Source organism: Nonomuraea sp. PA05, assembly GCF_008086045.1.
Lineage (GTDB): Bacteria > Actinomycetota > Actinomycetes > Streptosporangiales > Streptosporangiaceae > Nonomuraea > Nonomuraea monospora.
On sequence record NZ_VSEY01000053.1, the window covers coordinates 40,680 to 59,679 of the forward strand.

22 protein-coding genes and 1 tRNA gene are annotated in these 19,000 nt (G+C 70.8%); 10 read left to right on the plus strand and 13 right to left on the minus strand.

Translation table 11 applies throughout. The features are described 5' to 3' along the window. Nucleotides 1-93 precede the first annotated feature (93 nt). The gene (locus tag FXF51_RS51905; RefSeq protein WP_148442255.1) at nt 94-468 is read left to right on the plus strand and encodes a BlaI/MecI/CopY family transcriptional regulator; all 375 of its coding nucleotides are present in this window, start codon (nt 94-96) and stop codon (nt 466-468) included. A 61-nt stretch (nt 469-529) separates the two neighbouring features. Next, the gene (locus FXF51_RS51910; protein ID WP_148442256.1) at nt 530-787 is read left to right on the plus strand and encodes a DUF1876 domain-containing protein; all 258 of its coding nucleotides are present in this window, start codon (nt 530-532) and stop codon (nt 785-787) included. Nucleotides 788-804: 17 nt separating this feature from the next. Here the strand turns inward: FXF51_RS51910 and FXF51_RS51915 are convergent, their stop codons facing one another. From FXF51_RS51915 to FXF51_RS51935, 5 genes are read right to left on the minus strand one after another with little or no spacing between them, the layout of a single operon-like run. Beyond that, nucleotides 805-1,710 (minus strand): dihydrodipicolinate synthase family protein, encoded by a 906-nt coding sequence (locus tag FXF51_RS51915; protein ID WP_148442257.1) that lies wholly within the window; start codon nt 1,708-1,710, stop codon nt 805-807. Then, nucleotides 1,707-2,696 (minus strand): ABC transporter ATP-binding protein, encoded by a 990-nt coding sequence (locus tag FXF51_RS51920; RefSeq protein ID WP_148442258.1) that lies wholly within the window; start codon nt 2,694-2,696, stop codon nt 1,707-1,709. Before FXF51_RS51920 ends, FXF51_RS51915 begins: the two co-directional genes overlap by 4 nt. After that, a complete protein-coding gene (locus FXF51_RS51925; protein ID WP_148442259.1) occupies nt 2,689-4,623 on the minus strand; it encodes a dipeptide/oligopeptide/nickel ABC transporter permease/ATP-binding protein in 1,935 nt (644 codons plus the stop codon). The genes FXF51_RS51920 and FXF51_RS51925 overlap by 8 nt, the downstream gene beginning before the upstream one ends. Next, entirely contained in the window at nt 4,620-5,579 is a 960-nt protein-coding gene (locus FXF51_RS51930) for an ABC transporter permease (protein WP_148442260.1), read from the minus strand. Before FXF51_RS51930 ends, FXF51_RS51925 begins: the two co-directional genes overlap by 4 nt. Beyond that, on the minus strand, nt 5,576-7,180 hold the full coding sequence (locus FXF51_RS51935) for an ABC transporter substrate-binding protein (RefSeq protein WP_222871858.1): 1,605 nt from the start codon (nt 7,178-7,180) through the stop codon (nt 5,576-5,578). The genes FXF51_RS51930 and FXF51_RS51935 overlap by 4 nt, the downstream gene beginning before the upstream one ends. Before the next feature lie 136 nt (nt 7,181-7,316). Between FXF51_RS51935 and FXF51_RS51940 the strand changes: the two genes are divergently transcribed. Continuing rightward, nucleotides 7,317-8,027 (plus strand): FadR/GntR family transcriptional regulator, encoded by a 711-nt coding sequence (locus FXF51_RS51940; RefSeq protein ID WP_148442262.1) that lies wholly within the window; start codon nt 7,317-7,319, stop codon nt 8,025-8,027. A 1-nt stretch (nt 8,028) separates the two neighbouring features. On the opposite strand, the gene FXF51_RS51945 is transcribed toward FXF51_RS51940, so the two are convergent. After that, on the minus strand, nt 8,029-8,613 hold the full coding sequence (locus tag FXF51_RS51945; RefSeq protein ID WP_148442263.1) for an HD domain-containing protein: 585 nt from the start codon (nt 8,611-8,613) through the stop codon (nt 8,029-8,031). A 49-nt stretch (nt 8,614-8,662) separates the two neighbouring features. On the opposite strand from FXF51_RS51945, the gene FXF51_RS51950 reads away from it, so the two are divergent. Both FXF51_RS51950 and FXF51_RS51955 read left to right on the plus strand, forming a co-directional pair. Continuing rightward, nucleotides 8,663-9,526 carry a DUF4429 domain-containing protein gene (locus FXF51_RS51950; protein WP_148442264.1) on the plus strand — a complete coding sequence of 288 codons (864 nt, stop codon included), beginning with the start codon at nt 8,663-8,665 and terminating at the stop codon, nt 9,524-9,526. A gap of 64 nt (nt 9,527-9,590) precedes the next feature. Then, nucleotides 9,591-9,926 (plus strand): hypothetical protein, encoded by a 336-nt coding sequence (locus FXF51_RS51955; protein ID WP_148442265.1) that lies wholly within the window; start codon nt 9,591-9,593, stop codon nt 9,924-9,926. Nucleotides 9,927-9,975: 49 nt separating this feature from the next. Here FXF51_RS51955 and FXF51_RS51960 read toward each other — a convergent pair. From FXF51_RS51960 to FXF51_RS51970, 3 genes are all read right to left on the minus strand, one after another. Further along, nucleotides 9,976-10,052: transfer RNA gene (locus FXF51_RS51960), tRNA-Lys, on the minus strand. Nucleotides 10,053-10,096: 44 nt separating this feature from the next. Continuing rightward, a complete protein-coding gene (locus FXF51_RS51965) occupies nt 10,097-11,023 on the minus strand; it encodes a nucleoside hydrolase (protein WP_222871859.1) in 927 nt (308 codons plus the stop codon). 250 nt (nt 11,024-11,273) lie between these two features. After that, on the minus strand, nt 11,274-11,666 hold the full coding sequence (locus FXF51_RS51970; RefSeq protein ID WP_148442267.1) for an OsmC family protein: 393 nt from the start codon (nt 11,664-11,666) through the stop codon (nt 11,274-11,276). A gap of 51 nt (nt 11,667-11,717) precedes the next feature. Between FXF51_RS51970 and FXF51_RS51975 the strand changes: the two genes are divergently transcribed. Then, on the plus strand, nt 11,718-12,419 hold the full coding sequence (locus tag FXF51_RS51975) for a hypothetical protein (RefSeq protein WP_148442268.1): 702 nt from the start codon (nt 11,718-11,720) through the stop codon (nt 12,417-12,419). 51 nt (nt 12,420-12,470) lie between these two features. Continuing rightward, entirely contained in the window at nt 12,471-13,274 is an 804-nt protein-coding gene (locus tag FXF51_RS51980; RefSeq protein WP_148442269.1) for an FAD:protein FMN transferase, read from the plus strand. A 149-nt stretch (nt 13,275-13,423) separates the two neighbouring features. On the opposite strand, the gene FXF51_RS51985 is transcribed toward FXF51_RS51980, so the two are convergent. Further along, nucleotides 13,424-13,699: a hypothetical protein gene (locus tag FXF51_RS51985; RefSeq protein ID WP_148442270.1), complete on the minus strand. Its 276-nt coding sequence runs from the start codon at nt 13,697-13,699 to the stop codon at nt 13,424-13,426. Nucleotides 13,700-13,831: 132 nt separating this feature from the next. Between FXF51_RS51985 and FXF51_RS51990 the strand changes: the two genes are divergently transcribed. Next, the gene (locus FXF51_RS51990) at nt 13,832-14,212 is read left to right on the plus strand and encodes a phage holin family protein (RefSeq protein WP_148442271.1); all 381 of its coding nucleotides are present in this window, start codon (nt 13,832-13,834) and stop codon (nt 14,210-14,212) included. A 140-nt stretch (nt 14,213-14,352) separates the two neighbouring features. On the opposite strand, the gene FXF51_RS51995 is transcribed toward FXF51_RS51990, so the two are convergent. Then, complete coding sequence (locus FXF51_RS51995) at nt 14,353-15,342, minus strand: LacI family DNA-binding transcriptional regulator (protein ID WP_148442272.1); 990 nt, start codon at nt 15,340-15,342, stop codon at nt 14,353-14,355. Between the two features lie 255 nt (nt 15,343-15,597). On the opposite strand from FXF51_RS51995, the gene FXF51_RS52000 reads away from it, so the two are divergent. Then, nucleotides 15,598-16,494: an amidohydrolase gene (locus FXF51_RS52000; protein ID WP_148442273.1), complete on the plus strand. Its 897-nt coding sequence runs from the start codon at nt 15,598-15,600 to the stop codon at nt 16,492-16,494. Further along, entirely contained in the window at nt 16,491-17,093 is a 603-nt protein-coding gene (locus FXF51_RS52005) for a cysteine dioxygenase (protein ID WP_148442274.1), read from the plus strand. Before FXF51_RS52000 ends, FXF51_RS52005 begins: the two co-directional genes overlap by 4 nt. On the opposite strand, the gene FXF51_RS52010 is transcribed toward FXF51_RS52005, so the two are convergent. Together FXF51_RS52010 and FXF51_RS52015 are read right to left on the minus strand one after the other, a co-directional pair. Beyond that, nucleotides 17,059-17,730, minus strand: a complete 672-nt coding sequence (locus FXF51_RS52010; RefSeq protein WP_148442275.1) for a hypothetical protein — start codon at nt 17,728-17,730, stop codon at nt 17,059-17,061. The genes FXF51_RS52005 and FXF51_RS52010 overlap by 35 nt on opposite strands. Nucleotides 17,731-17,760: 30 nt before the next feature. Further along, nucleotides 17,761-18,927 carry a CynX/NimT family MFS transporter gene (locus FXF51_RS52015; RefSeq protein WP_411268439.1) on the minus strand — a complete coding sequence of 389 codons (1,167 nt, stop codon included), beginning with the start codon at nt 18,925-18,927 and terminating at the stop codon, nt 17,761-17,763. Between the last annotated feature and the right edge of the window lie 73 nt (nt 18,928-19,000).

The following is a 19,000-nucleotide window of genomic DNA, read 5'->3' on the forward strand; positions in this document are numbered from 1 at the left end:
AGCTCGCGCCGGAACACCCGATGGACGACCGCCACAGCGCACGTGGGCGATTGACGAAGGGTTGATCCAGGCTCAACCCTTACGATGTGGGGCATGAAGCGCCCCCTCGGAGAGCTCGAATCCACGATCATGGACAGGTTGTGGTCCTACCGCAGGCCAGCTTCCGTCCGTGACGTGCTCGAAGACCTCCGTACGGAGCGCGAGATCGCCTACACCACGGTGATGACCGTGATGGACAAGCTGCACACCAAGGGCCTGCTCAGGCGCGAGCCGGTCGGCCGGGCCTACGTGTACGAGCCGATCGCCACCAAGGAGGCCTACACGGCCGAGCTGATGCGGCACGCGCTGGCCGCCAGCGGCAACCAGGCGGCCACGCTGGTGCACTTCCTCGAACGCCTCACTCCGGAGGAGGCCACCGCCCTGGAGACGGCGCTCCAGGTGGTCCCGCCCGGCAACCGCCGCCCGTAGGGCCGCTCACCTTTACGTCCGCCTCTCCTGGAGAGAGGCTGGACGCAGGGAGGTGGTCGTCATGGAGTACAAGCAGTGGAACATCCAGATCTGGATCAGCGAGGACGACGAGGACGCCCTGACCACGGCCACGGCCGTGCTGTTCACCCCGGACGGCAAGCGGCACGAGAGCGTGGCGCACGCCCGCCGCAACCCGGATGACCGGCCCGTGCCGGGGATCGGCGACGAGCTGGCCGCCGGGCGGGCGCTGTCGGACCTGGCCTCGAAGCTGATCGAGGACGGCGCGCAGGACATCGCCCAGATGGCGAGCCCCGCGTGATCAGCGAAGGGCCCTGATCAGAGGAGACCGGCGGCGGCGAGCAGCTTGCCGATCCGGCCGACCTCGTCCTCGTTCAGCGGGGTCTGCGGAAGGGCGGTGACCGGGCAGTCGATGACGCCGCGCAGGTGCAGCGCGGCCTTGAACGCCCCGAGCCCCGACGAGCTGCCGCCCATCCGGCTCCCGCCGACGTGGACGATCTCGAACAGCCTGACCAGGCGCTCCTGCTCGGTCCTGGCCGCCTCCCAGTCGCCGCGGGAGGCGCAGCGGAACAGCTCGGCGTACCCCTGCGGGTCCACGTTGCCCAGCCCGGGCACCACGCCGTCGGCGCCCATCCACAGCGCGGAGTCGACGGTCACCTCCGATCCGGTGAGCACGCTGAACGGCGCCTCGCGACCCATGACGACGGCGCGCAGGCCGCCGTCGTCGCCGCTGGAGTCCTTCAGCCCGGCCAGCACCCCTTCGCGCGACAGCTCCAGCACCAGCTCGGCGCTCAGCTTGGTGTGCACGGAGACCGGCAGGTCGTAGGCGTACAGGGGCAGCCCGGTCCGCGCGGCGATGGTCCTGAAGTGGGTGCGGATCTCCTCGGGATGCGTCCGCGTGTAGAACGGCGCGGTCGCGACGAGGCCCGACGCCCCGGCCGCCACGGCGACGCGCGCGTGTTCGAGCACCCGCGGCGTGGTCATGTCGATCACCCCGGCCAGCACCGGCACCTGGCCGCCCACGTGCCCGGCCACGGTCTCCAGCACCGTCCGCCGCTGCGCGTCCGTCAGGTACGCCACCTCCGACGACGAGCCCAGCACGAACAGCGCGTGCACGCCGCCGTCGATCAGGTGGTCCACCAGCCGCACCAGCGACGCCGTGTCCACCTCTTGCTCGGGGGTCATGGGGGTGCACACCGGAGGGATCACACCGGTCAGGCTCATCTGCGCTCCTGGATCAGTTCGAGGTCGGTAGCACCCGCCGCCACCGGGTGGTGGCAGTGGAACAGGTGGTCGCCCTCGGCCGTCGCCTCGGGCATCCCGGCGGCGCAGGCGTCGTCCGCGCGCCAGCACCGCGTGCGGAACGGGCAGCCGCTGGGCGGTCTGGTGGCCGACGGGACGACGCCCACCAGCGGGATCGGGTTGATCGGCGAGATCAGCCCCGGCGTGGCGGAGAACAGCGCCCTGGTGTACGGGTGCCGCGCGCCGAGCGGCACCGACTGCGCCGGCGTCTGCTCCACGATCCTGCCCAGATACATGGTGACCACGCGGTCGCTCATCCTGCGGACCGTCTGGATGTCGTGCGAGACGAACACCAGCGCCAGCCCCAGCCGCTCCTTCAGATCCAGCAGCAGGTTGAGTATCTGCGCCCGCACCGACACGTCGAGCGCGCTGGTCGGCTCGTCGGCCACGACCAGGCCGGGTTCGAGTGCCAGCGCCCTGGCCACGGCGACGCGCTGGCGCTGGCCGCCGGAGAGCTGGCTCGGCAGCGCGTCGGCCGCCCCGGCGGGCAGCCCGACGAGGTCGAGCAGCTCGCGGACGCGGGCGTCGCGCTGGGCGGGGGTGCCGTGGCCGTGCACGTTGAGCGGGTCGCGCAGCACCTGCCTGATGGGCAGCCGCCGGTTGAGCGCCGTGGACGGGTCCTGGAAGATCATGCCGACGCTCGACCCGACCAGCTCGCGCCGCTCGGCCTCCTTCATCCCCCACAGGTCGCGGCCGCGGAAGGTCACGGTGCCCGCGGTCGGCCGTTGCAGCCCCACCAGCACCTTGGCCAGCGTGGACTTGCCGCAGCCCGACTCGCCCACGACGCCGACCGTCTCGCCGGGGCTGACGGTGAGGTTCGCGGCGGTCAGCGCGTACACGCGGTCGCGCCCGAACAGGCCGCCCGAGCGGGCCTTGTGCACGACGTGCACGTCGTTCAGCTCAAGCATGCTGCTCGCTCCTCACCAGCGTCTGCGCCGGGTGGTGGCAGGCCACCTGGTGCGTGGCGCTACCTTCCAGCACCGGCTTGTCGGTACGGCACACGTCCGTGGCCATCGGGCACCGGTCGGCGAAACGGCAGCCGGAGGGGAAGTCGGCGGGCGCCGGCACCACGCCGCGGATCTGGGTGAGCCGCTCGGCGCCCGACTCCAGCGACAGCACCGAGCCGAGCAGGCCGCGCGCGTAGTGGTGGGCGGGCCTGCCGACGAGGGCGGCGGTGACGCCGGTCTCGACGATCTGGCCGCCGTACATGACGACCACCCGGTCGGTCACGTCGGCCACCAGCGCCAGGTCGTGGGAGACGAGGATCAGCGCGAACCCCAGCTCCTCGCGCAGCTTCAGCAGCAGCTCGATGACCTGCGCCTGCACGGTGACGTCGAGCGCGGTGGTGGGCTCGTCGGCGACGATCAGCTTGGGGTCGCGGGAGAGCGCCATCGCGATCAGCACGCGCTGCCGCTGGCCGCCGGACAGCTCGTGCGGGTAGGCCGACAGGGTGCGGCGGGCGTCGAGGCCGACGAGTTCGAGCAGCTCGGCGGGGCTGCGCCGGCCGCCGCGCCGGGTGAGCTGCTTGAGCTGGGCCTTGATGGTCATGGCCGGGTTCAGCGAGGACAGGGCGTCCTGGTAGATCATCGCCATCTCGTGGCCGAGCAGCCTGCGGCGGGCGCCCTTCGACTCGGCGAGCAGCTCCCGCTGGTCGAAGCGGACGTGGCCGCTGACGCGGGCGTCGCGGGGCTGCAGGCCCATGATGGTCAGCGCGGTCAGCGACTTGCCGCAGCCGGACTCGCCGACCAGGCCGAGCACCTCGCCCGGACGCACCTCGAACCCGATGCCGTCCACGATGTCGACGCCTTCTGCGAACCCGATGCGCAGCCGTTCGACCGCGAGGATCGGCGGGCCCTGCGGCAGCGGGCGAGCCCGTTCGGCCAGCCTGCGCGCGGCCTCCTCCAGCCCGGGAAGCTCGACGATCTCGCCGGAGCCCGGCTCGGCCTGCTCGAACGCGTCGTCGTCGGCGCGCACCGGCGCCTTGCGCGCCGCCGGGGCGGCCCAGGCGTCGGAGATGCCCTCCGACAGGATGTTCAGCGCCAGCACGGTGAGCAGGATGAGCAGGCCGGGGAAGACGGTGGCCCACCAGCCGCCGAGCAGCACCAGGTTCTTGCCGTCGGCGATGACGCTGCCCCAGGACGGGTTCGGCGGGCGCACCCCGGCGCCGATGAACGACAGCGACGCCTCGAACACGATCGCGTCGGCCACCATCACCGTGCAGAACACCAGCACCGGCGCGGCGCAGTTGATCGCGACGTGCCTGGCGATGATGTGCGGCGTGCGGGCGCCGATGACGCGTTCGGCCGCCACGTAGTCCTCGCCGTACTGCGCGATCACGTTGGCCCGTACGACGCGGGCCACGGACGGCATGTACAGGAATGCCATGGCCATGACCAGCACGGGGATGCTGCCGCCGAACACGGCCACGAGCACCGCGGCCAGCGCGATGCCGGGGAAGGCCATGATGACGTCGAGCACCCGCATCAGCGTCTCGTCCACGCCCTTGCGCGCGGTGGCGGCGACGGCGCCGAGTATCGCCCCGGCCACCAGGGCCAGCCCGGTCGCGCCGAGGCCGATGAGCAGCGACCAGCGGGCCCCGTACAGGAGTCTCGACAGGATGTCACGGTTGGCGCTGTCGAGCCCCATCCAGTGCTCCGCGGACGGCCCGCCACCGGCGGCTTCCTGGAAGTACGGCGAGTGCGGGGCGATCCACGGCGCGAGCACCGCGGCGAGCACGACGATCACGAGGATGCCCACCGACACCCACGACATCGGCTTCAACCGGCGGAAGCCGACGCCCGGGCGGGACAAGCGCTCTGTCAGACCACGTCTCATGTGGCACTCCTGAGGCGAGGGTTGACCAGCAGGTACAGAATGTCGACGACCAAGTTGACGACCATGAAGCCGACCGCGATGGTCAGCACCACGCCCTGCACGACGGCCGGGTCGCCGTCACGCACCGCGTTGATCATGAGCTGGCCCATGCCGGGCAGCCCGTAGATCGTCTCGATCACCACGGTGCCGCCGATCAGGTAGCCGATCCGCAGGCCGAGCACGGTCAGCGGGTTGATCAGGGCGTTGCGCAGCACGTTCCGGCCGACGACCACGATCATGGGCAGGCCGCTGCCGATCGCGGTGCGCACGTAGTCGCGGTCCAGCTCCTCCACCATCGAGGTGCGGATGATGCGGGTGAGCTGGGCGGCGATCGGCAGCGACAGCGACAGGGCGGGCAGCGCCATCGACTGCAGCCAGCCGGTCAGCGAGTCGGCCGGGTTGATGTAGCCGCCCGTCGGGAAGAGCCCCTCGCCGACGGCCAGCCACTGGATCATCAGCAGGGCCAGCCAGAACGCGGGCGCCGCCACCCCGACCAGCGACACCATGCGGATCACCTGGTCGGGCCACCGGTCGCGGAACAGCGCCGCCGTCACGCCGAAGACCAGCGACAGCACCACGGCCACGCCCAGGCCGAGGAACGTGAGCTGCAGCGTCAGCGGCAGCGCGGTCGTCACCGACTCGATGACCGGCTTCTTGGTCAGCACGCTGGTGCCCATGTCGCCCTGCGCCAGGTCGGCGACGAACCGCACGTAGCGCAGGGGCAGCGGGTCCAGCAGGCCGTTCTCGACCTGGAACTGGCGGATCTGCTCGGGGGTCGGGTTCGCGCCCTGGAAGTAGGCGTACTCCGGCTTGACGCCGGAGAAGCGCATGACGACGAACACGAACGCGACCACGCCGAGCACCAGCGGGATCAGGATGAGGAGCCGCCGCAGCAGCATCCGGAGGACGAGCGTCATGTCCTCTTGGCCTGCAGCAGGTTGATGCCGGGGTACGGCTGGGCGCGGATGCCGGACAGCTTCTTCGCATCCCAGGCGGTCATCAGCTCGTTGTGCACGACCGGGTAGAGGATGGCCTGCTCGGCCACGAAGTCCAGATACTCGTGGATCAGCTCCGTGCGCTTGGCCTTGTCGGTCTCCTTGCTGGCCTCGTCCATCATCGTGAAGAGCTTCTCGGCGTCGTCGGTGCCGTCCCAGTGGCTGTACTTCATCCACAGGCCGCCCGGCACGTAGTTGTAGTGCAGGATCAGGTCGGCGTCCATGCCGAACTGGTTGGGGTTCGAGGCCGCGGCGACCACCTGGTAGTCCTGGAACTGGTCCATCTTGGTGAACAGCGCGGCCGTGTCCTGCGGCTCCAGCGTCGTCTTGACGCCGACGGCCTCCCAGGAGGAGGCGATGGTGGGCAGGCAGTCGGCGATCCAGCTCACGTTGACGGCCATGAGGTTGATCGCCAGGTTGCTGACGCCGGCCTCCTTGAGCAGCGCCTTGGCCTTCTCCGGGTCGTAGTCGTAGACGACCGAGGCCCGCTTGTGGTCGGGGTGGCCCTCGTTGAGGAAGGAGCTGGAGGCCGTGCCGTGGCCCTTGAGCGCCACGTCGATCATCTTCTGCTTGTCGATGGCGTAGTGCAGGGCCTGGCGCACCCGGATGTCGTCGAACGGCTTGGTGGCCGTGTTGAACATCAGGAACATGTGGTTCATGCCCTTGCCGCCCTCGACCGTGAGGCCCTGCTGCTTGAGCTGGTCGACGTTGGCGTACGGGATGTTGTCGGCGATCTGCGCCTCGGCGGAGCCGCCGGAGATCTTGGCCACGCGGGCGGCGGCGTCCACGATCGTCAGCCAGTTCATCTTCGTGACCGTGGCGGGGCGCGGCCCGTTGTAGCCGTCGAACGCCTCGAACGAGGTGTTGGACTTGGGGTTGTGCGCGGTCTGCTTGTACGGGCCCGAACCGACCGCCTTGCCGCCCTTGGCCTGGTCCCAGGCGCCCGCCTGGCTGAAGACGTGCTTCGGCATGATCTTGGCGATCGTCAGGCGCGGCGCCGCGTCAGGGAAGGGGAACTTGAAGACCAGCTCCACGCTCCTGTCGTCCACCTTCTTCACCTCCTGCAGCCAGGACTTGAAGAAGTTGCCGGTCAGGACGTTGTCGGGGCCGAGGATCCGCTCGAAGGTGAAGACCACGTCGTCGGCCGTGACGGGTTGCCCGTCGTGCCACTTGGCGCCGTCCCTGAGGGTGAACTTCCAGGTGGTGGCGTTGGTGTCGGCGGGCAGCGCGGTGGCCAGCGCGGGGTAGGGCTCGCGGGTGATCGGGTCGGTGTCCAGCAGACCCTCGTAGACGTGGTTGATGCCGGCCATGGCGAAGGCCGAGGCGGTCTGCGTCGGGTCCCAGCTCTGGTCGTTGCCGTACCCGATGACGGCGGTGATCAGGTCCTTGTTGGTCCCGGCGCCGACCGAGCCGGTCGAGGCCGGGCCTCCGGAGCAAGCGGAGAGCGTGGCCGCGATGAACGCCGCCGCACCGGTCGCCCCGCTGTAGCGCAGGAAGTCGCGGCGACTGAACTCAGAGTCCACGGTTGCCTCCTGAAGAGGGGATAGGACGTGGGACATCCCATGTCCTACGATGTGCGTAAGGTGGACGCTAATTGCCACCACGGCTTGAGGTCAACGGAAGATTTCCGGATTGTTACCTGTGATGAAAGGATTCTTCATGACCACAGTCCCGCGTCCGGCGCGCCCCAGCCGCGCCGTCGAGGCCCAGGAGGGCGTCAAGGACCTCATCGTCAGACGCGGGCTGGTGGCGGGCGACCCCCTCCCCACCGAGTCGGAGCTCATGGAGGAGCTCCAGGTCAGCCGCAATTCGGTGCGGGAGGCGCTGAAGGCCCTGCAAGCGGTGGGCATCGTGGACATTCGCCACGGCTTCGGCATGTTCGTCGGTCGCATGTCCCTGGCCGGGCTGGTCGACGAGCTGACCTTCCACAGCCGCATCACCCTCCAGAACGGCGCCAACCATCTCGCCCACCTGGTGCAGATCCGCGAGATCCTGGAGAGCGGCCTCGTCCAGCGGCTGATCGAGCTGGGCCCCGAGGTGGACCTGACGCCCGTCGCCGACGTCATGGCGCGGATGGAGAGCGAGGCGCAGGCCGGGCTGGTCTCACCCGAGACCGACCGCCTCTTCCACGACGTGCTCTACCGGCCGCTCGGCAACCCCCTGGTCGGCCAGCTCCTTGGCGCCTTCTGGGACGTCTACTACCAGCTCCGCGACGCGCTCGGCGCGCCCGACGAGCCGCCCGCCGACGTGGCCAGGCGGCACCGCGACATCTACACGGCGGTGCTCAAGGGCGACAGGGCCGCCGCGGTGGCCGCCGTACAGGCGCACTTCGAGGGCGTACGCAACCGGACGGCCCGGATCGGCGGCTGACTCAGGAGGCGGGCCAGCGCTCGACGCGGCGCCACCGCCCCCGCCACTCGCCGAACCACTCGGCGAACCACGGATGCGCCCCGGCCAGCGGCATGATGTGCGCCACCGTCTCCAGGTAGTACCGCCGCTGGAACCGCCACGACATGCGCTGCAGCTCCTGCACGTTGCTCACCCGGTCCGACAGCTTCACCAGCACGGCCCGCGGCGGCGCCTTCGCCAGGGTGGCCAGGTAGTCGGCCTTCGAGCCGCCGCGCGGCTTGGTCACCCACCGCACCAGCGCCGCCACCTCGGGCCCGAAGCGCCGCGCCACCTCCCCCTCGGTGCACGGCGTGTCCTCCAGCACGTCGTGCAGGACGGTCGCGACCAGCACCTCCCTGTCGCCCAGCCCCGCACCGGACACCGCCACTTCCAGCGCCTCCAGCAGGTGCTCGACGTACGGCCGCCCGGTCGGCCGCTGCTGCACCCCGTGCATGCGCCGCGCGAAGGCGACCGCGTCGCGCAGGGAGGTCACGGTGGACGCGGGAAGCGCCCGGCTCAGCGGGCCCTCCGCGTGCGCCCACGACGGCCAGCTCGTGAAGATCTGCATTCCGCTCCTTCGCCTGGGTGGTGCCGCGAGCGTGTCCTAGGCTGAGAATATGGCCGAGATCGCTGTCCCAGACGGGTCATGGACGTTCAATGGGGAATTGCTGCGGATCGTCCCCGGGAGTGACAAGGACATCGACGAGCTGCGCCGGACCTTGGGTGAGGTGCGCGTTCCGCTGGAGGCGATCGCCGGCGTGGCCTTCGAGCCGGCGCGCAAGGGCGGCCACCTCCGCCTGCGGTTGCGCAAGGGCGCCGACGCGCTGTTCGACGTGGCCGCCGGGGCGCTCGGGCCGCCCGCCGACCCGTACCGGCTGGCCGTGCCGAAGGCCCGGGTGGGCGCGGCCGAGTACTTCGCCGACGAGATCCGCGACACCCTGACCGTCTACCAGACGCCCGGCGGGCCGTGCGACGGCTACCTGCTGCCCGTCCCCGACGTGCCCATCTCCGCCTCGGCGGGCGACGGCGCGGCGCTCTTCGACGGCGAGCGCGTACGGCTGGAGTGGACCGGCTGGGCCAGCACGGAGAAGGAGAAGGCGGGCCCGCAGGAGTTCCCGCTGTCCGACGTCACCGGCGTGGAGTGGAAGCCGCAGTCCGGCATGGGCTACGGCACGCTGCGCTTCCGGATCAAGGGTGAGGCGCCGAGCGCCAAGCCGCCGCAGAAGGACCTGCGCTGCGTGTCGTGGGGCATCCAGCGGTTCGGCGGCGCGACGGCGCTGGTCGCGGCGGCCGTGCTGGCCAGGCTGCCGCGCGAGCAGCCCGAGCTGCCCGCCGCGCCGCCGCCGGTCGCCGACGACGTGCACGACGCGGTCCTGCGCCGCCTGGCCGAGCTGGGCGAGTTACACCGTTCCGGGGTGCTGACGGACGAGGAGTTCGCCACGGCCAAGCAGGCGATGATCCGGCGGCTCCAGGAATCGTGATCCACCCCTCCCGAAGCCACTTCTTGCGTACGCTCGACCACGCACAGTGACTTCGGGAGGGGCAATGATCGGAAGATCACACATCACGGCGGCCGCGGTCGGGGCGGCCTTCGCACTCGTGTCGGCGGGGCTGCCGTCGTCCGCGTCGGCGGCGGCCACGGTGCTCAGGTGCGACACCTACGTGCACGCCAACGACAACGACCTCGGCATCGCCGCCTGCAGTAACCCCACGGGCCAGACCTGGGTCTTCCGGGCCGTGGTCGTCTGCGGCAGGGCGCCGGACGTGGTGGGCGAGTGGGTGACGCTCCCGCCGGGCGGCTACGGCGAGTCGCAGGGCTACTGCGGAGGCATCTTCACCAGCGGGGTCGGTGCCGTCGGCGTGGACGAGCGGCCCGCCTGAGCGGGAAAGACGAAGGGCACCGTCGTCGAGACGGTGCCCTTGTCGTTGGTGGTGCGCCGCCAGGGACTCGAACCCCGGACCCGCTGATTAAGAGTCAGCTGCTCTGACCAACTGAGCTAGCGGCGCAACAAGAGAAACTCTATCAGCCGCCAGGCAGTGGTCGCGCCGGGTCATCCCAGGCGGGTGGCCAGCTTCTCGTACGCCCCGATCACCAGGTCCCAGAACGCGGGCACGTCCACGGCCGTCGCCACCAGGGCGTTAGCCTCCCGTCCCGACACCCTGAAGTCCGTCACGGTCATGCCGCGGGTGTACTGCCCCGCGGTCTCCACGTTCACGACGGCGGGCACGCAGGTGAACAGCGCAGGGTCGAGCACGTACGCCACCGCGCACGCGTCGTGGATGGCCGGGCCGCCCTCGGCCGTCACCACCCCGTAGAACTGCGCGGCCGGCACCAGCAGGTCGGCCAGCCGCCCGAGCGGCCGCATCCGGTCCAGCACGTCGGCGTTGACCATGGCCTTGAGCGTCACGTCGAGACCGAGCATGGTGACCGTCCACCCGGCCTCGAACACGATCGCCGCGGCCTCCGGGTCGGCCAGCATGTTGAACTCGGCCGCCGGGTTGTGGTTGCCGCGCGTGTAGGAGCCGCCCATGATGACCAGGTCGCGGGCCCACTCCACGACGCGCGGCTCGCGGCGTACGGCGAGGGCGATGTTCGACAGCGGCCCCACGGCCACCAGCGTGATCTCACCGGAGGCGGCCTTCAGCGTCTCGATGATGAAGTCGACCGCGTGCCCCTCGGACGCCTCCCCCTCCGGCGTGGGCAGCACCACGTCGCCCAGCCCGGTGTCGCCGTGCACGGCGGTGGCCCTGACCGTGCGGTGCAGCAGCGCGCCCGCGCTGCCCGGCGTCACCGGCACGTCGCCCATCTGGAGGAACTCCCGCAGCGCCACCGCGTTCGCGGTGGTCAGCTCCAGGTCGACGTTGCCGCCCACCGTGGTCACGCCTACGAGGTCGAGGGAGTCGGCGGAGCCTGCCGCCAGCGCGAGGGCGAGCGCGTCGTCGATGCCGGGGTCACAGTCGATGAGAACTTTCTTCACGTAACCGGAGGATACGCATGGATCGGGCCGGGCAGTTCCCCCAAAGCTGCCCGGCCCGATCACTGGCGGTCCAGGCCGGCGCTTTCCCCCAAAAGCTCCGGCGGTCCCGCACTTGCGAACCGCGGTCCCCCTCCGCGTCCGCATCGGTGAAGGTCCTTCGGCCAGTTGCTGAGCTCCTGACCTGCTACAACGCTACCGAGAGGAATGCAACGGTCGCGTCATAACGGGGTCGAATATCTGTCTTATCCGCCTACGGAAGCTCCAACCGCACCTCAGTGCCCTCCTGCAGCGACCGGCTCACCGTGCAGTACTTCTCGTGCACGCGTCCCGCCACCGCCCTGAACACCTCATCGGCCTGCTCGGACGGCAGCTCCACGTCGTACGTGATCGTCACGGGACCGAGCTTGTTCGACTCGACCTTCTCCGCCTGCACCGTCATCTCCAGCCGCACCAGCCGATGACCGCGCTTGGCGGTGAGCGGCTCGACGGTCACGATGTTGCATCCGCCCACCGCGGCCAGCAGCAACTCGACCGGAGTGAACACCCCGTCCTGGTCACCGCCCCCGATGAGCACCTCGGCGCCACGGGCGTTGGTGGCCCGGAATCCGCCCTCTTCAGTCCGCTCGACACGTACGTTAGCCATGTTTCAGACCCTACTCAGGAAGCTTTAATGTTCGTTCAGCATCGTGAGGTCATGGCTAGCGAGGTGAATGTTCATCAGGGCCCGATCCTCTTCTGGAGCGGGGTCGCGGTGGCCGAGTTCGGCGCGATCGGGCCTGGTTTCGGTTACCCGTGGTCCCCCACCGCCTTCGCGGCGGCCGCGCTGCTGGTGACGCTGGGGCTGCTCAGCGTCAAGGCCGCCGACTACCTGCGCAGCGAGGAGGCCAGGCAACGCCTGCGGCTGGGCGGATACCTCGCCGGCGCGCTGCTGGTGGCACACCAGTTCAGCTCCACCGCCCACGTGACCAGCCTCAGCCGCGTGGGCTCACTCCTGCTGTACGCGATGGCGGCCGTCATGGCGGTCCTGAGCCACCGGCTTCCCGACGAGACGCGTCCCGCCCTGCTGATCGCCACCGGCCTCGACCCGGGCTCGCTGCGCGAACGCCTGGCCGGCGCGACGGACACCGTGGCCGTCTACCGCACCGACCGCGCCACGGACGAGCTGCTCGACCTGCAGACCCGCTACGGCCTCATCCTCGTTGTCGGCGACGAGCACGACCCGCGGGCCAAGGAGCGGGTGAGCGCCTCCGGCCTGAGCCGCGAGATCCCCGACATCGCCGACCGCCAGGTGGTCGTGGCAGGTCCGCGGCCGTTCAAGCGGTACGTGGGAGGCGCCTTGTCACGCCTCGCCATCCCCAAGTCACGAATTCATTTCGAATCCGGGCAAAAGGTTTAGGCCCACCATACGCCTCACCTGACAGCGTGGATTCCAGGACAAGGAGGCAAGGTGACGACTTCTCAGATCGCCCAGTCCACGACGACGTTCCCAGGAAGCGCCCGTGTCGAGATGGTCATGGGCCGACCGGTGAGCGTGGACATCCGCACGGCGCTCCCCGCCCGCGAGCTGACCCCGCTGCTCGACGACGCGTTCGCCTGGCTGCGGTGGGTGGACGACACCTTCGACCCGGCCCGCGACGACAGCCAGATCGCCCGGCTCAACCGCGGCGGGACCATCGAACAGGTCCCCGAGCTCATCGAGGTCCTGCACCGCTGCGAAGAGCTCAGCGAAGCCACCGGCGGCTGGTTCGAACCCCGCATCGACGGCGTCATCGACCCGTCCGGCTACCTCAAGGGCTGGGCGCTGGAACGCCTCTCGCGAGCCCTGGCCAACGCCGGCGCCGGCGACCACCGCATCACCGTGGGCAACGACATCAGGGTGCGCGGCTCCTCCGCCCCGGGCAGGCGCTGGCGCGTCGGCATCCGCGACCCGCGCACCGGCACCGTCCGCAAGGTCGTCTTCGCGCACGACCTGGGCGTCGCCACCTCGGGCGGCTCGTCCGTGGTCGACCCGCACACCGGGCAGGTCGTGGACGGGCTCGGCTCCGTCACCGTCATCGGGCCCGACCTGGGGATGGCCGACGGGTACGCCACCGCGATCTACGCCATGGGCGCCGTCAGGGGGCGGCGGTTCGCGGGGGAGCTGGCTCGGGCGGGGGCGTACGAGACCATGATCCTCGCCAGGGACGGGCAGGAGGTCGTCACGCCCGGGTTCCTCGACTACAGCGGGAAGGGGGCGCGGCTCGCGGGCTGACGGCCCGCGGGGCGCGAGCACGCCGGCCCCCGGCACGCACGCCCGGCACGCACGCCTCAATGCGCTGAGCGTGCCGAGCGTGGCGGTGCCGCCTGGGCGGGTGACACGCACCCAGCGAGCCTGGGCGGGTGACACGCATCCCGGGCGCGCTAGGCGTCGGGATGTTTCCGCAAATAATCGATGTACACCGGCCGCAACGCCTCACCCAGCTTGCCCTCACCCGCCGCGATGGCATCACTGAGCAAAGCGGACACCTTGCTGAGATCGTTCGCGGTCTCGTTGGCATGACCGCTGGCCGCCTCAGCCGCCGGGATGACCTTCAACAGCTCCCACAGGAACCCCAGGTCCCCATGCCGCACGGCATACCGCACGGCCCTCTCGTGCAACTCGTTGGCCGGCAGCGACTCGAGCCCGTTAGCGTCCATTTCGCTCCCTCCCCTGCACGCCTGTTCCCTCGTTGAGCCGACGATAACCGGGACTACGCACAGTGACGGCCGGGCATCGTAGTGACTACGCCCTCTATCGAGTGCCGATCTCAAGTGGGAGGATCATTCAGCGTGAGATTCATCATCAGAACCATCGCCGCCGCGGTGGCCTTGTGGGTGGCCATCCAGTTCATCGACGGCATCGACGTCGACGCCCCCACCAACTCGGCCACGTACTGGGGTGTCCTGCTCCTCGTGGCGTTGATCTTCGGCATCGTCAACGCCATCGTCAAGCCCATCGTGAAGGCCCTGGGGTGCGCGGTCATCGTGCTGACCCTGGGCCTGTTCCTCCTCGTGATCAACGCGGCCATGCTGTACCTGACGAGCTGGATCGCGGGCCAGTTCGACATCCCCTTCCACGTGGACAACTTCTACCCGGCGGCCTTCTGGGGCGCCGTCATCATCAGCGTGGTGAGCTGGGCGCTCGGCCTCTTCATCCCCGACAACGACTGACCCCCCTCCCCATGCGTACGGCGGGCCCGGGTCACGATCGCCACGCTCGATCGCGCCCGGGCCGCGTGGTCCACCGCCCAGGAGCTGACCGGCCCGGTGTACGGCAGGAGCACGGGCGGTCTCAGGACGCCCGCGCCACCTCAGACCACCCGGGCGACGGACCCGCGCTCCCTGAGCGTGGGCCTCTGCATGACGCGCCGCCGCCTGGCCCCGCCGTCGGCCGCCGCCGAGATGAGCCGCACCGCCGCCCGGACGATCCCGTCGATGTCCCAGTCGACGGTGGTGAGCCCTGGTGACAGCAGCCCCGACATCGGATGGTCGTCGTAGCCCATGACGGACACGTCGCCGGGGATCGACAGCCCCAGCTCCTGCGCCGCCGCGTACACGCCGTAGGCGATCGAGTCGGCGAAGCAGAACACGGCGCTCGGCTTGTCGCCGCTGAGCAGCTCGTGGGCGGCGGCGGTGGCGCCGGCCAGCCCGTGGGGCGCGGTGGCGACCTCGATGTCCAGGCCCAGCCGGTCGGCCTCGGCGGTGACGTGCACGTCGGCGGGCCGGTCGGGGGTGCTGGCCTGGGTGGAGGTGAGCACGGCGACGCGCCGGTGGCCGAGGGCGCGCAGGTGCTCCAGGGCGAGCGTCACCCCGCTGCGGTTGTCGAAGACGACCTCGCCGGCCGTGCCGGAGATGGAGTCGCCGATCGCGACCACCGGCAACGACTCGCACAGCTCGGGCCAGAACGCGGCCGCCGGGTCGATCGGCTGCACGATCATGCCGTCGACGCGCTGGTCGCGGAGCTGCTGGGCCAGGGCCCGCTCCCTGGCCGGGTCGCCGAACGCGTCGAGGATGAGGGCGTAGCGGTCCTTCTCCCGCAGCCCTCTGCTGATGCCGACCGCCAGGGACTGCTGCCAGAGGTCCTCCAGCGAGCCGCACAGCAGGCCGATCATCCCGGTGCGTCCGCTGGCCAGGGCTCTGGCGATGGGATCGGCCTCGTAGCCGAGCTCGGCCGCGGCGGCGCGCACCCGCTCCATGGTCTCCTCCGACACTTGCAGGCCGCGTAGCGCGTAGGAGACGGCCGCCGGTGACAGGCCTGTGGCCTGGGCCACCTCACGGATCGTCGCTCTCTTGCGAGGCATTACGCCAGCCTATTGCGTGAGGCCGACAGAAGCGGATTCCCTGTCAGTGAATTGTCAGATTCGCCGACACCCTGCCTCGATGAGAGCGCGGGGACCGGCGATTACCGGCGCCCTGTGAGCTGCCCCACCGTTGACAGACGTGATGTGAAGCGGTTCACTGAACCGTATCACTGAAACGGTTCACGGCGAAGATGTCACAGCGCAGAGCGTTTACATGTATTGTGAGTAGGAAATAGCGGAAGGAGGCGACCGCCCGTGAGCATCGACGTGCACCAGCACCTGTGGACGAGCACGTTCGTCGATGCCCTGCGCGCTCGCAGCACCCCTCCCTACCTCGACGGCTGGACGCTGATCCTCGACGGCGAGCCGCCGTACGAGGTGAACCCCGCCGACCACGACAAGCGCGACACCACCGGCCTGGAGCTGGCCCTGGTCTCGCTGTCGAGCCCGCTCGGCATCGAGTTCCTGCCGCCCGAGGAGGCCTGGCCGCTGATCGACGCCTACCACGAGGGCGCGCTCGCGCTGGGCGCGCCGTACGCGGCGTGGGCGGCCACCTGCCACAGCGAGCCCGACCCCGACCGGCTCGCCGAGGACCTCGGCCGCGGCCTCGCCGGCCTGCAGATCCCGGCCACCGCCGCGCCCGACGACGAGCTGCTGGCCGTGCTGACCGAGCGGAACCTGCCGCTGTTCGTGCACCCCGGCCCGGCCGGTGCCGCGATCGGCACGCCGCCGTTCCCGCGCGCCGCCCACGGCGCCGCCACGCCGCCGTGGTGGCCGGCGCTGGTGCCGTACGTGCAGCAGATGCACGCGTCCTGGCACTACTTCCACGCCGTCGTCCGCCCCAGGCACCCGCACCTGCGCGTCTGCTTCGCGCTGCTCGCGGGGCTCGCGCCGCTGCACTCCGAGCGCCTGATCGCCAGGGGCGGCGGCGGGCGCGGCCTGGTCGATCCGAACTTCTTCGTGGAGACCTCTTCGTACGGCCCGCGCGCGATCGACGCGATCGTCCGCGAGCTGGGCATCGACGTCGTGGTCAACGGCTCCGACGCCCCCTACGCCAAAGCACCGGAACCCGGCCTCGGCGCGGCCGCCGACCACGCCATCAAGGTCGTCAACCCCCGTCGCCTCATCAGCGGAAAGGAGTCTCGTACGTGAACACTGAGCAGATCCAGGACGGGGGCGCCTGTGCAGGGCTCCCGGAGCGTGTCCTCGACCGGCGCGAGCTGCGCGACCTGGTGAACGAGCTGGCCGCCAACCCGCGGGAGTGGCGCGAGCAGGTGGACTTCCCGGCCGACGGCGGCCGTCACTACGCCTCGCTCTACCGCGACGCGTACGTGGACGTGTGGCTGCTGTGCTGGCGCCCCGAGGACGACACGGGCTGGCACGACCACGACATCTCCTCGGGGGCCGTGCACGTCGTCCAGGGCGCGCTGAAGGAGTGCAACCCGCGCATCGGCGGCGAGCACCTGGAGACGGTGGTTCCCGAGGGGCAGTCGTTCTCCTTCGGGCCCGACCACATCCACCGGCTCACCGGGGCGGTGGACGAGAGCGTGTCGATCCACGCGTACTCGCCGCCGTTGTGGCGGCTGGGCCAGTACTCGATCGACGGCACGGGCGTGATGCGCCGCGTCTCGGTGAGCTACGCCGACGAGCTGCGCCCGATGGACGACCCGGCCGCAGGCCCCGAGCCGCTCGCGCCCGAGCCCGCCACGGCGGCGCTCAGCCCCGGGCGCGTGGCCGAGCACGTGGCCTGAGCACGCAGCAGCTTCCGCAGGGCTCCACGTCGGGCAGCGCGATCCACAAGCAGCACGTCCTGCGGAAGTAGCCGTCGCCGGCGGGCTCCACGAGCCCGTCGAGCGGCGGCCCGATCTCCTTCAGCAACCGCAGGTAGTCGCCCCGCACGATGGACGTCAGCGGGTGGGCGACGGCCTCGGCCGTGGAGCCCCACAGCGTGCGCTCCCCCACCTTGGCCATCCGGCTGAGCACCTCGACCAGTGGCCGCTGCGACTCCTCCAGCGCCGCGCCGATCACCCCGGCGCCGGACCCCCAGCTCACGCGGGTCGCCGCGATCGTCACCCCGGCGCCCGACACCTTGAAGTACGTCTCCGCCGCCGGCATGACCGGCACCCGCCCGTCCAGCGCCCATCCGAGCGCCATGGGCAGCGTGTGCCAGTAGCCGTACGTCTTCCAGAACAGCGCCGCGCCGACGTGGAACGGCGCGCCCCAGCGGGCGGCCGTCTCGTCCACCAGCCGCGTGAGCAGCGTGTACGGCTCCCGCACCAGCTCGCTCACGGGCGTCCAGCTCTCGTCGGGCTCGATGACGAGGCCGGGCTCCACCCCCAGCACCCCATCGCGCTCCCCGGCCAGCCGCCGGAGCGTCTCGATCAGCACGCGTCGAACTCCCGGAGATCTAAACCTGTTCTAGGCCTCGGCTCTTCCCAACGTAGCAGGGCGCCCGGCGAACCATCCGGCCACGATCTGCACCGCGCACACCCCCAGCCCGGCGACCAGCGGCACCGTCCACCCGCCTGAGGCCTGCCGCAGGAACCCGAACAGCAGCGGCCCCAGCGCCGCGATCACGTACCCGACGGACTGCGCCACGGCCGACAGCGCCGTCACCTCGGCGGGCCCTGACGGGCGCAGCGCGATGATGAGCAGCGCCAGCGCGAACGAGGCGCCCTGGCCGATGCCGAGCACGATCATCCACACCCACGGCAGGGTGGCCGGGGCCAGCAGCATGCCCAGGTAGCCGAGCACGGTCAGCACGCCGGCCCCCACCACGTACGGGACCTGGGAGGCGCGCCGGCCGGCCAGGACGGGGACGGCCAGCGAGGTGGCGACCTGGACGGCGTTCGTCAGGCTGAGCAGGTAGCCGGCCTGGTCGGCGGCGAGGCCCGCCTCCAGGAAGATCGTGGGCAGCCAGGCCAGCATGACGTAGAAGGTCAGCGACTGCAGGCCCATGAGCGCGGTGATGTACCAGGTGACGCGGCTGCGCAGCACCGTGCCGAACGGGCGGGGCCCGTTCTGGGCGCGCGGCTGCTTGCGCAGCGCCTGCGGCAGCCAGAGCAGCGCCGCCAGGAGAGCGGGCACGGCGAGCAGCGCCGAGACGCCGCGCCAGCCGTAGCCGGTGGCCTGCTCGATCGGGATCACCAGCGCGGACGCCGCCGCTGCGCCGGCCACCACGCAGGAGACGTAGACGCCGGTCAGGAGGTTGACCCTGGTCGGGAAGTGCTGCTTGACGACGCCCGGCATGGAGACGTTCATGACGGCGATGGCGGTGGCGGCCAGGGCGGAGCCGAGGTAGAGGACGGGCGCGCCGTCCAGGCCGCGCAGCACGACGCCCGCGGCGATCACCAGCAGGCCCAGCAACAGCGTGCGGTCGAGCCCGATGCGCCGCGCGAGCAGCGGCGTGACCGGCCCGAACACGCCCAGGCAGACCACCATGACCGTGGTGATCGCGCCGCCGCCCGCCGGGGTGAGGCCGACGTCGTTCATGATCTCGTCGAGGAGGGGGGAGACACCCGCGATGGCCGGGCGCAGGTTGAGCGCGGCCAGGGCGAACCCCGCCACGAGCAATGCGGATCTCAACGACATAGGGGACCACTCTCGCACAAGCCCTTGACAACGTTGTCTGCCCCTCCCACATGAGAAATGATCCAGG

What these genes read in the sequence shown, in the direction of transcription:
- FXF51_RS51975 (WP_148442268.1), top strand. Translation starts at nt 11,718, where the DNA reads ATGGCTAGCGAGGTGAATGTTCATCAGGGCCCGATCCTCTTCTGGAGC.
- FXF51_RS51995 (WP_148442272.1), bottom strand. Translation starts at nt 15,342, where the DNA reads ATGCCTCGCAAGAGAGCGACGATCCGTGAGGTGGCCCAGGCCACAGGC.
- FXF51_RS51940 (WP_148442262.1), top strand. Translation starts at nt 7,317, where the DNA reads ATGACCACAGTCCCGCGTCCGGCGCGCCCCAGCCGCGCCGTCGAGGCC.
- FXF51_RS51970 (WP_148442267.1), bottom strand. Translation starts at nt 11,666, where the DNA reads ATGGCTAACGTACGTGTCGAGCGGACTGAAGAGGGCGGATTCCGGGCC.
- FXF51_RS51920 (WP_148442258.1), bottom strand. Translation starts at nt 2,696, where the DNA reads ATGCTTGAGCTGAACGACGTGCACGTCGTGCACAAGGCCCGCTCGGGC.
- FXF51_RS51985 (WP_148442270.1), bottom strand. Translation starts at nt 13,699, where the DNA reads ATGGACGCTAACGGGCTCGAGTCGCTGCCGGCCAACGAGTTGCACGAG.
- FXF51_RS51945 (WP_148442263.1), bottom strand. Translation starts at nt 8,613, where the DNA reads ATGCAGATCTTCACGAGCTGGCCGTCGTGGGCGCACGCGGAGGGCCCG.
- FXF51_RS51910 (WP_148442256.1), top strand. Translation starts at nt 530, where the DNA reads ATGGAGTACAAGCAGTGGAACATCCAGATCTGGATCAGCGAGGACGAC.
- FXF51_RS51950 (WP_148442264.1), top strand. Translation starts at nt 8,663, where the DNA reads ATGGCCGAGATCGCTGTCCCAGACGGGTCATGGACGTTCAATGGGGAA.
- FXF51_RS51915 (WP_148442257.1), bottom strand. Translation starts at nt 1,710, where the DNA reads ATGAGCCTGACCGGTGTGATCCCTCCGGTGTGCACCCCCATGACCCCC.
- FXF51_RS51930 (WP_148442260.1), bottom strand. Translation starts at nt 5,579, where the DNA reads ATGACGCTCGTCCTCCGGATGCTGCTGCGGCGGCTCCTCATCCTGATC.
- FXF51_RS51925 (WP_148442259.1), bottom strand. Translation starts at nt 4,623, where the DNA reads ATGAGACGTGGTCTGACAGAGCGCTTGTCCCGCCCGGGCGTCGGCTTC.
- FXF51_RS51955 (WP_148442265.1), top strand. Translation starts at nt 9,591, where the DNA reads ATGATCGGAAGATCACACATCACGGCGGCCGCGGTCGGGGCGGCCTTC.
- FXF51_RS51905 (WP_148442255.1), top strand. Translation starts at nt 94, where the DNA reads ATGAAGCGCCCCCTCGGAGAGCTCGAATCCACGATCATGGACAGGTTG.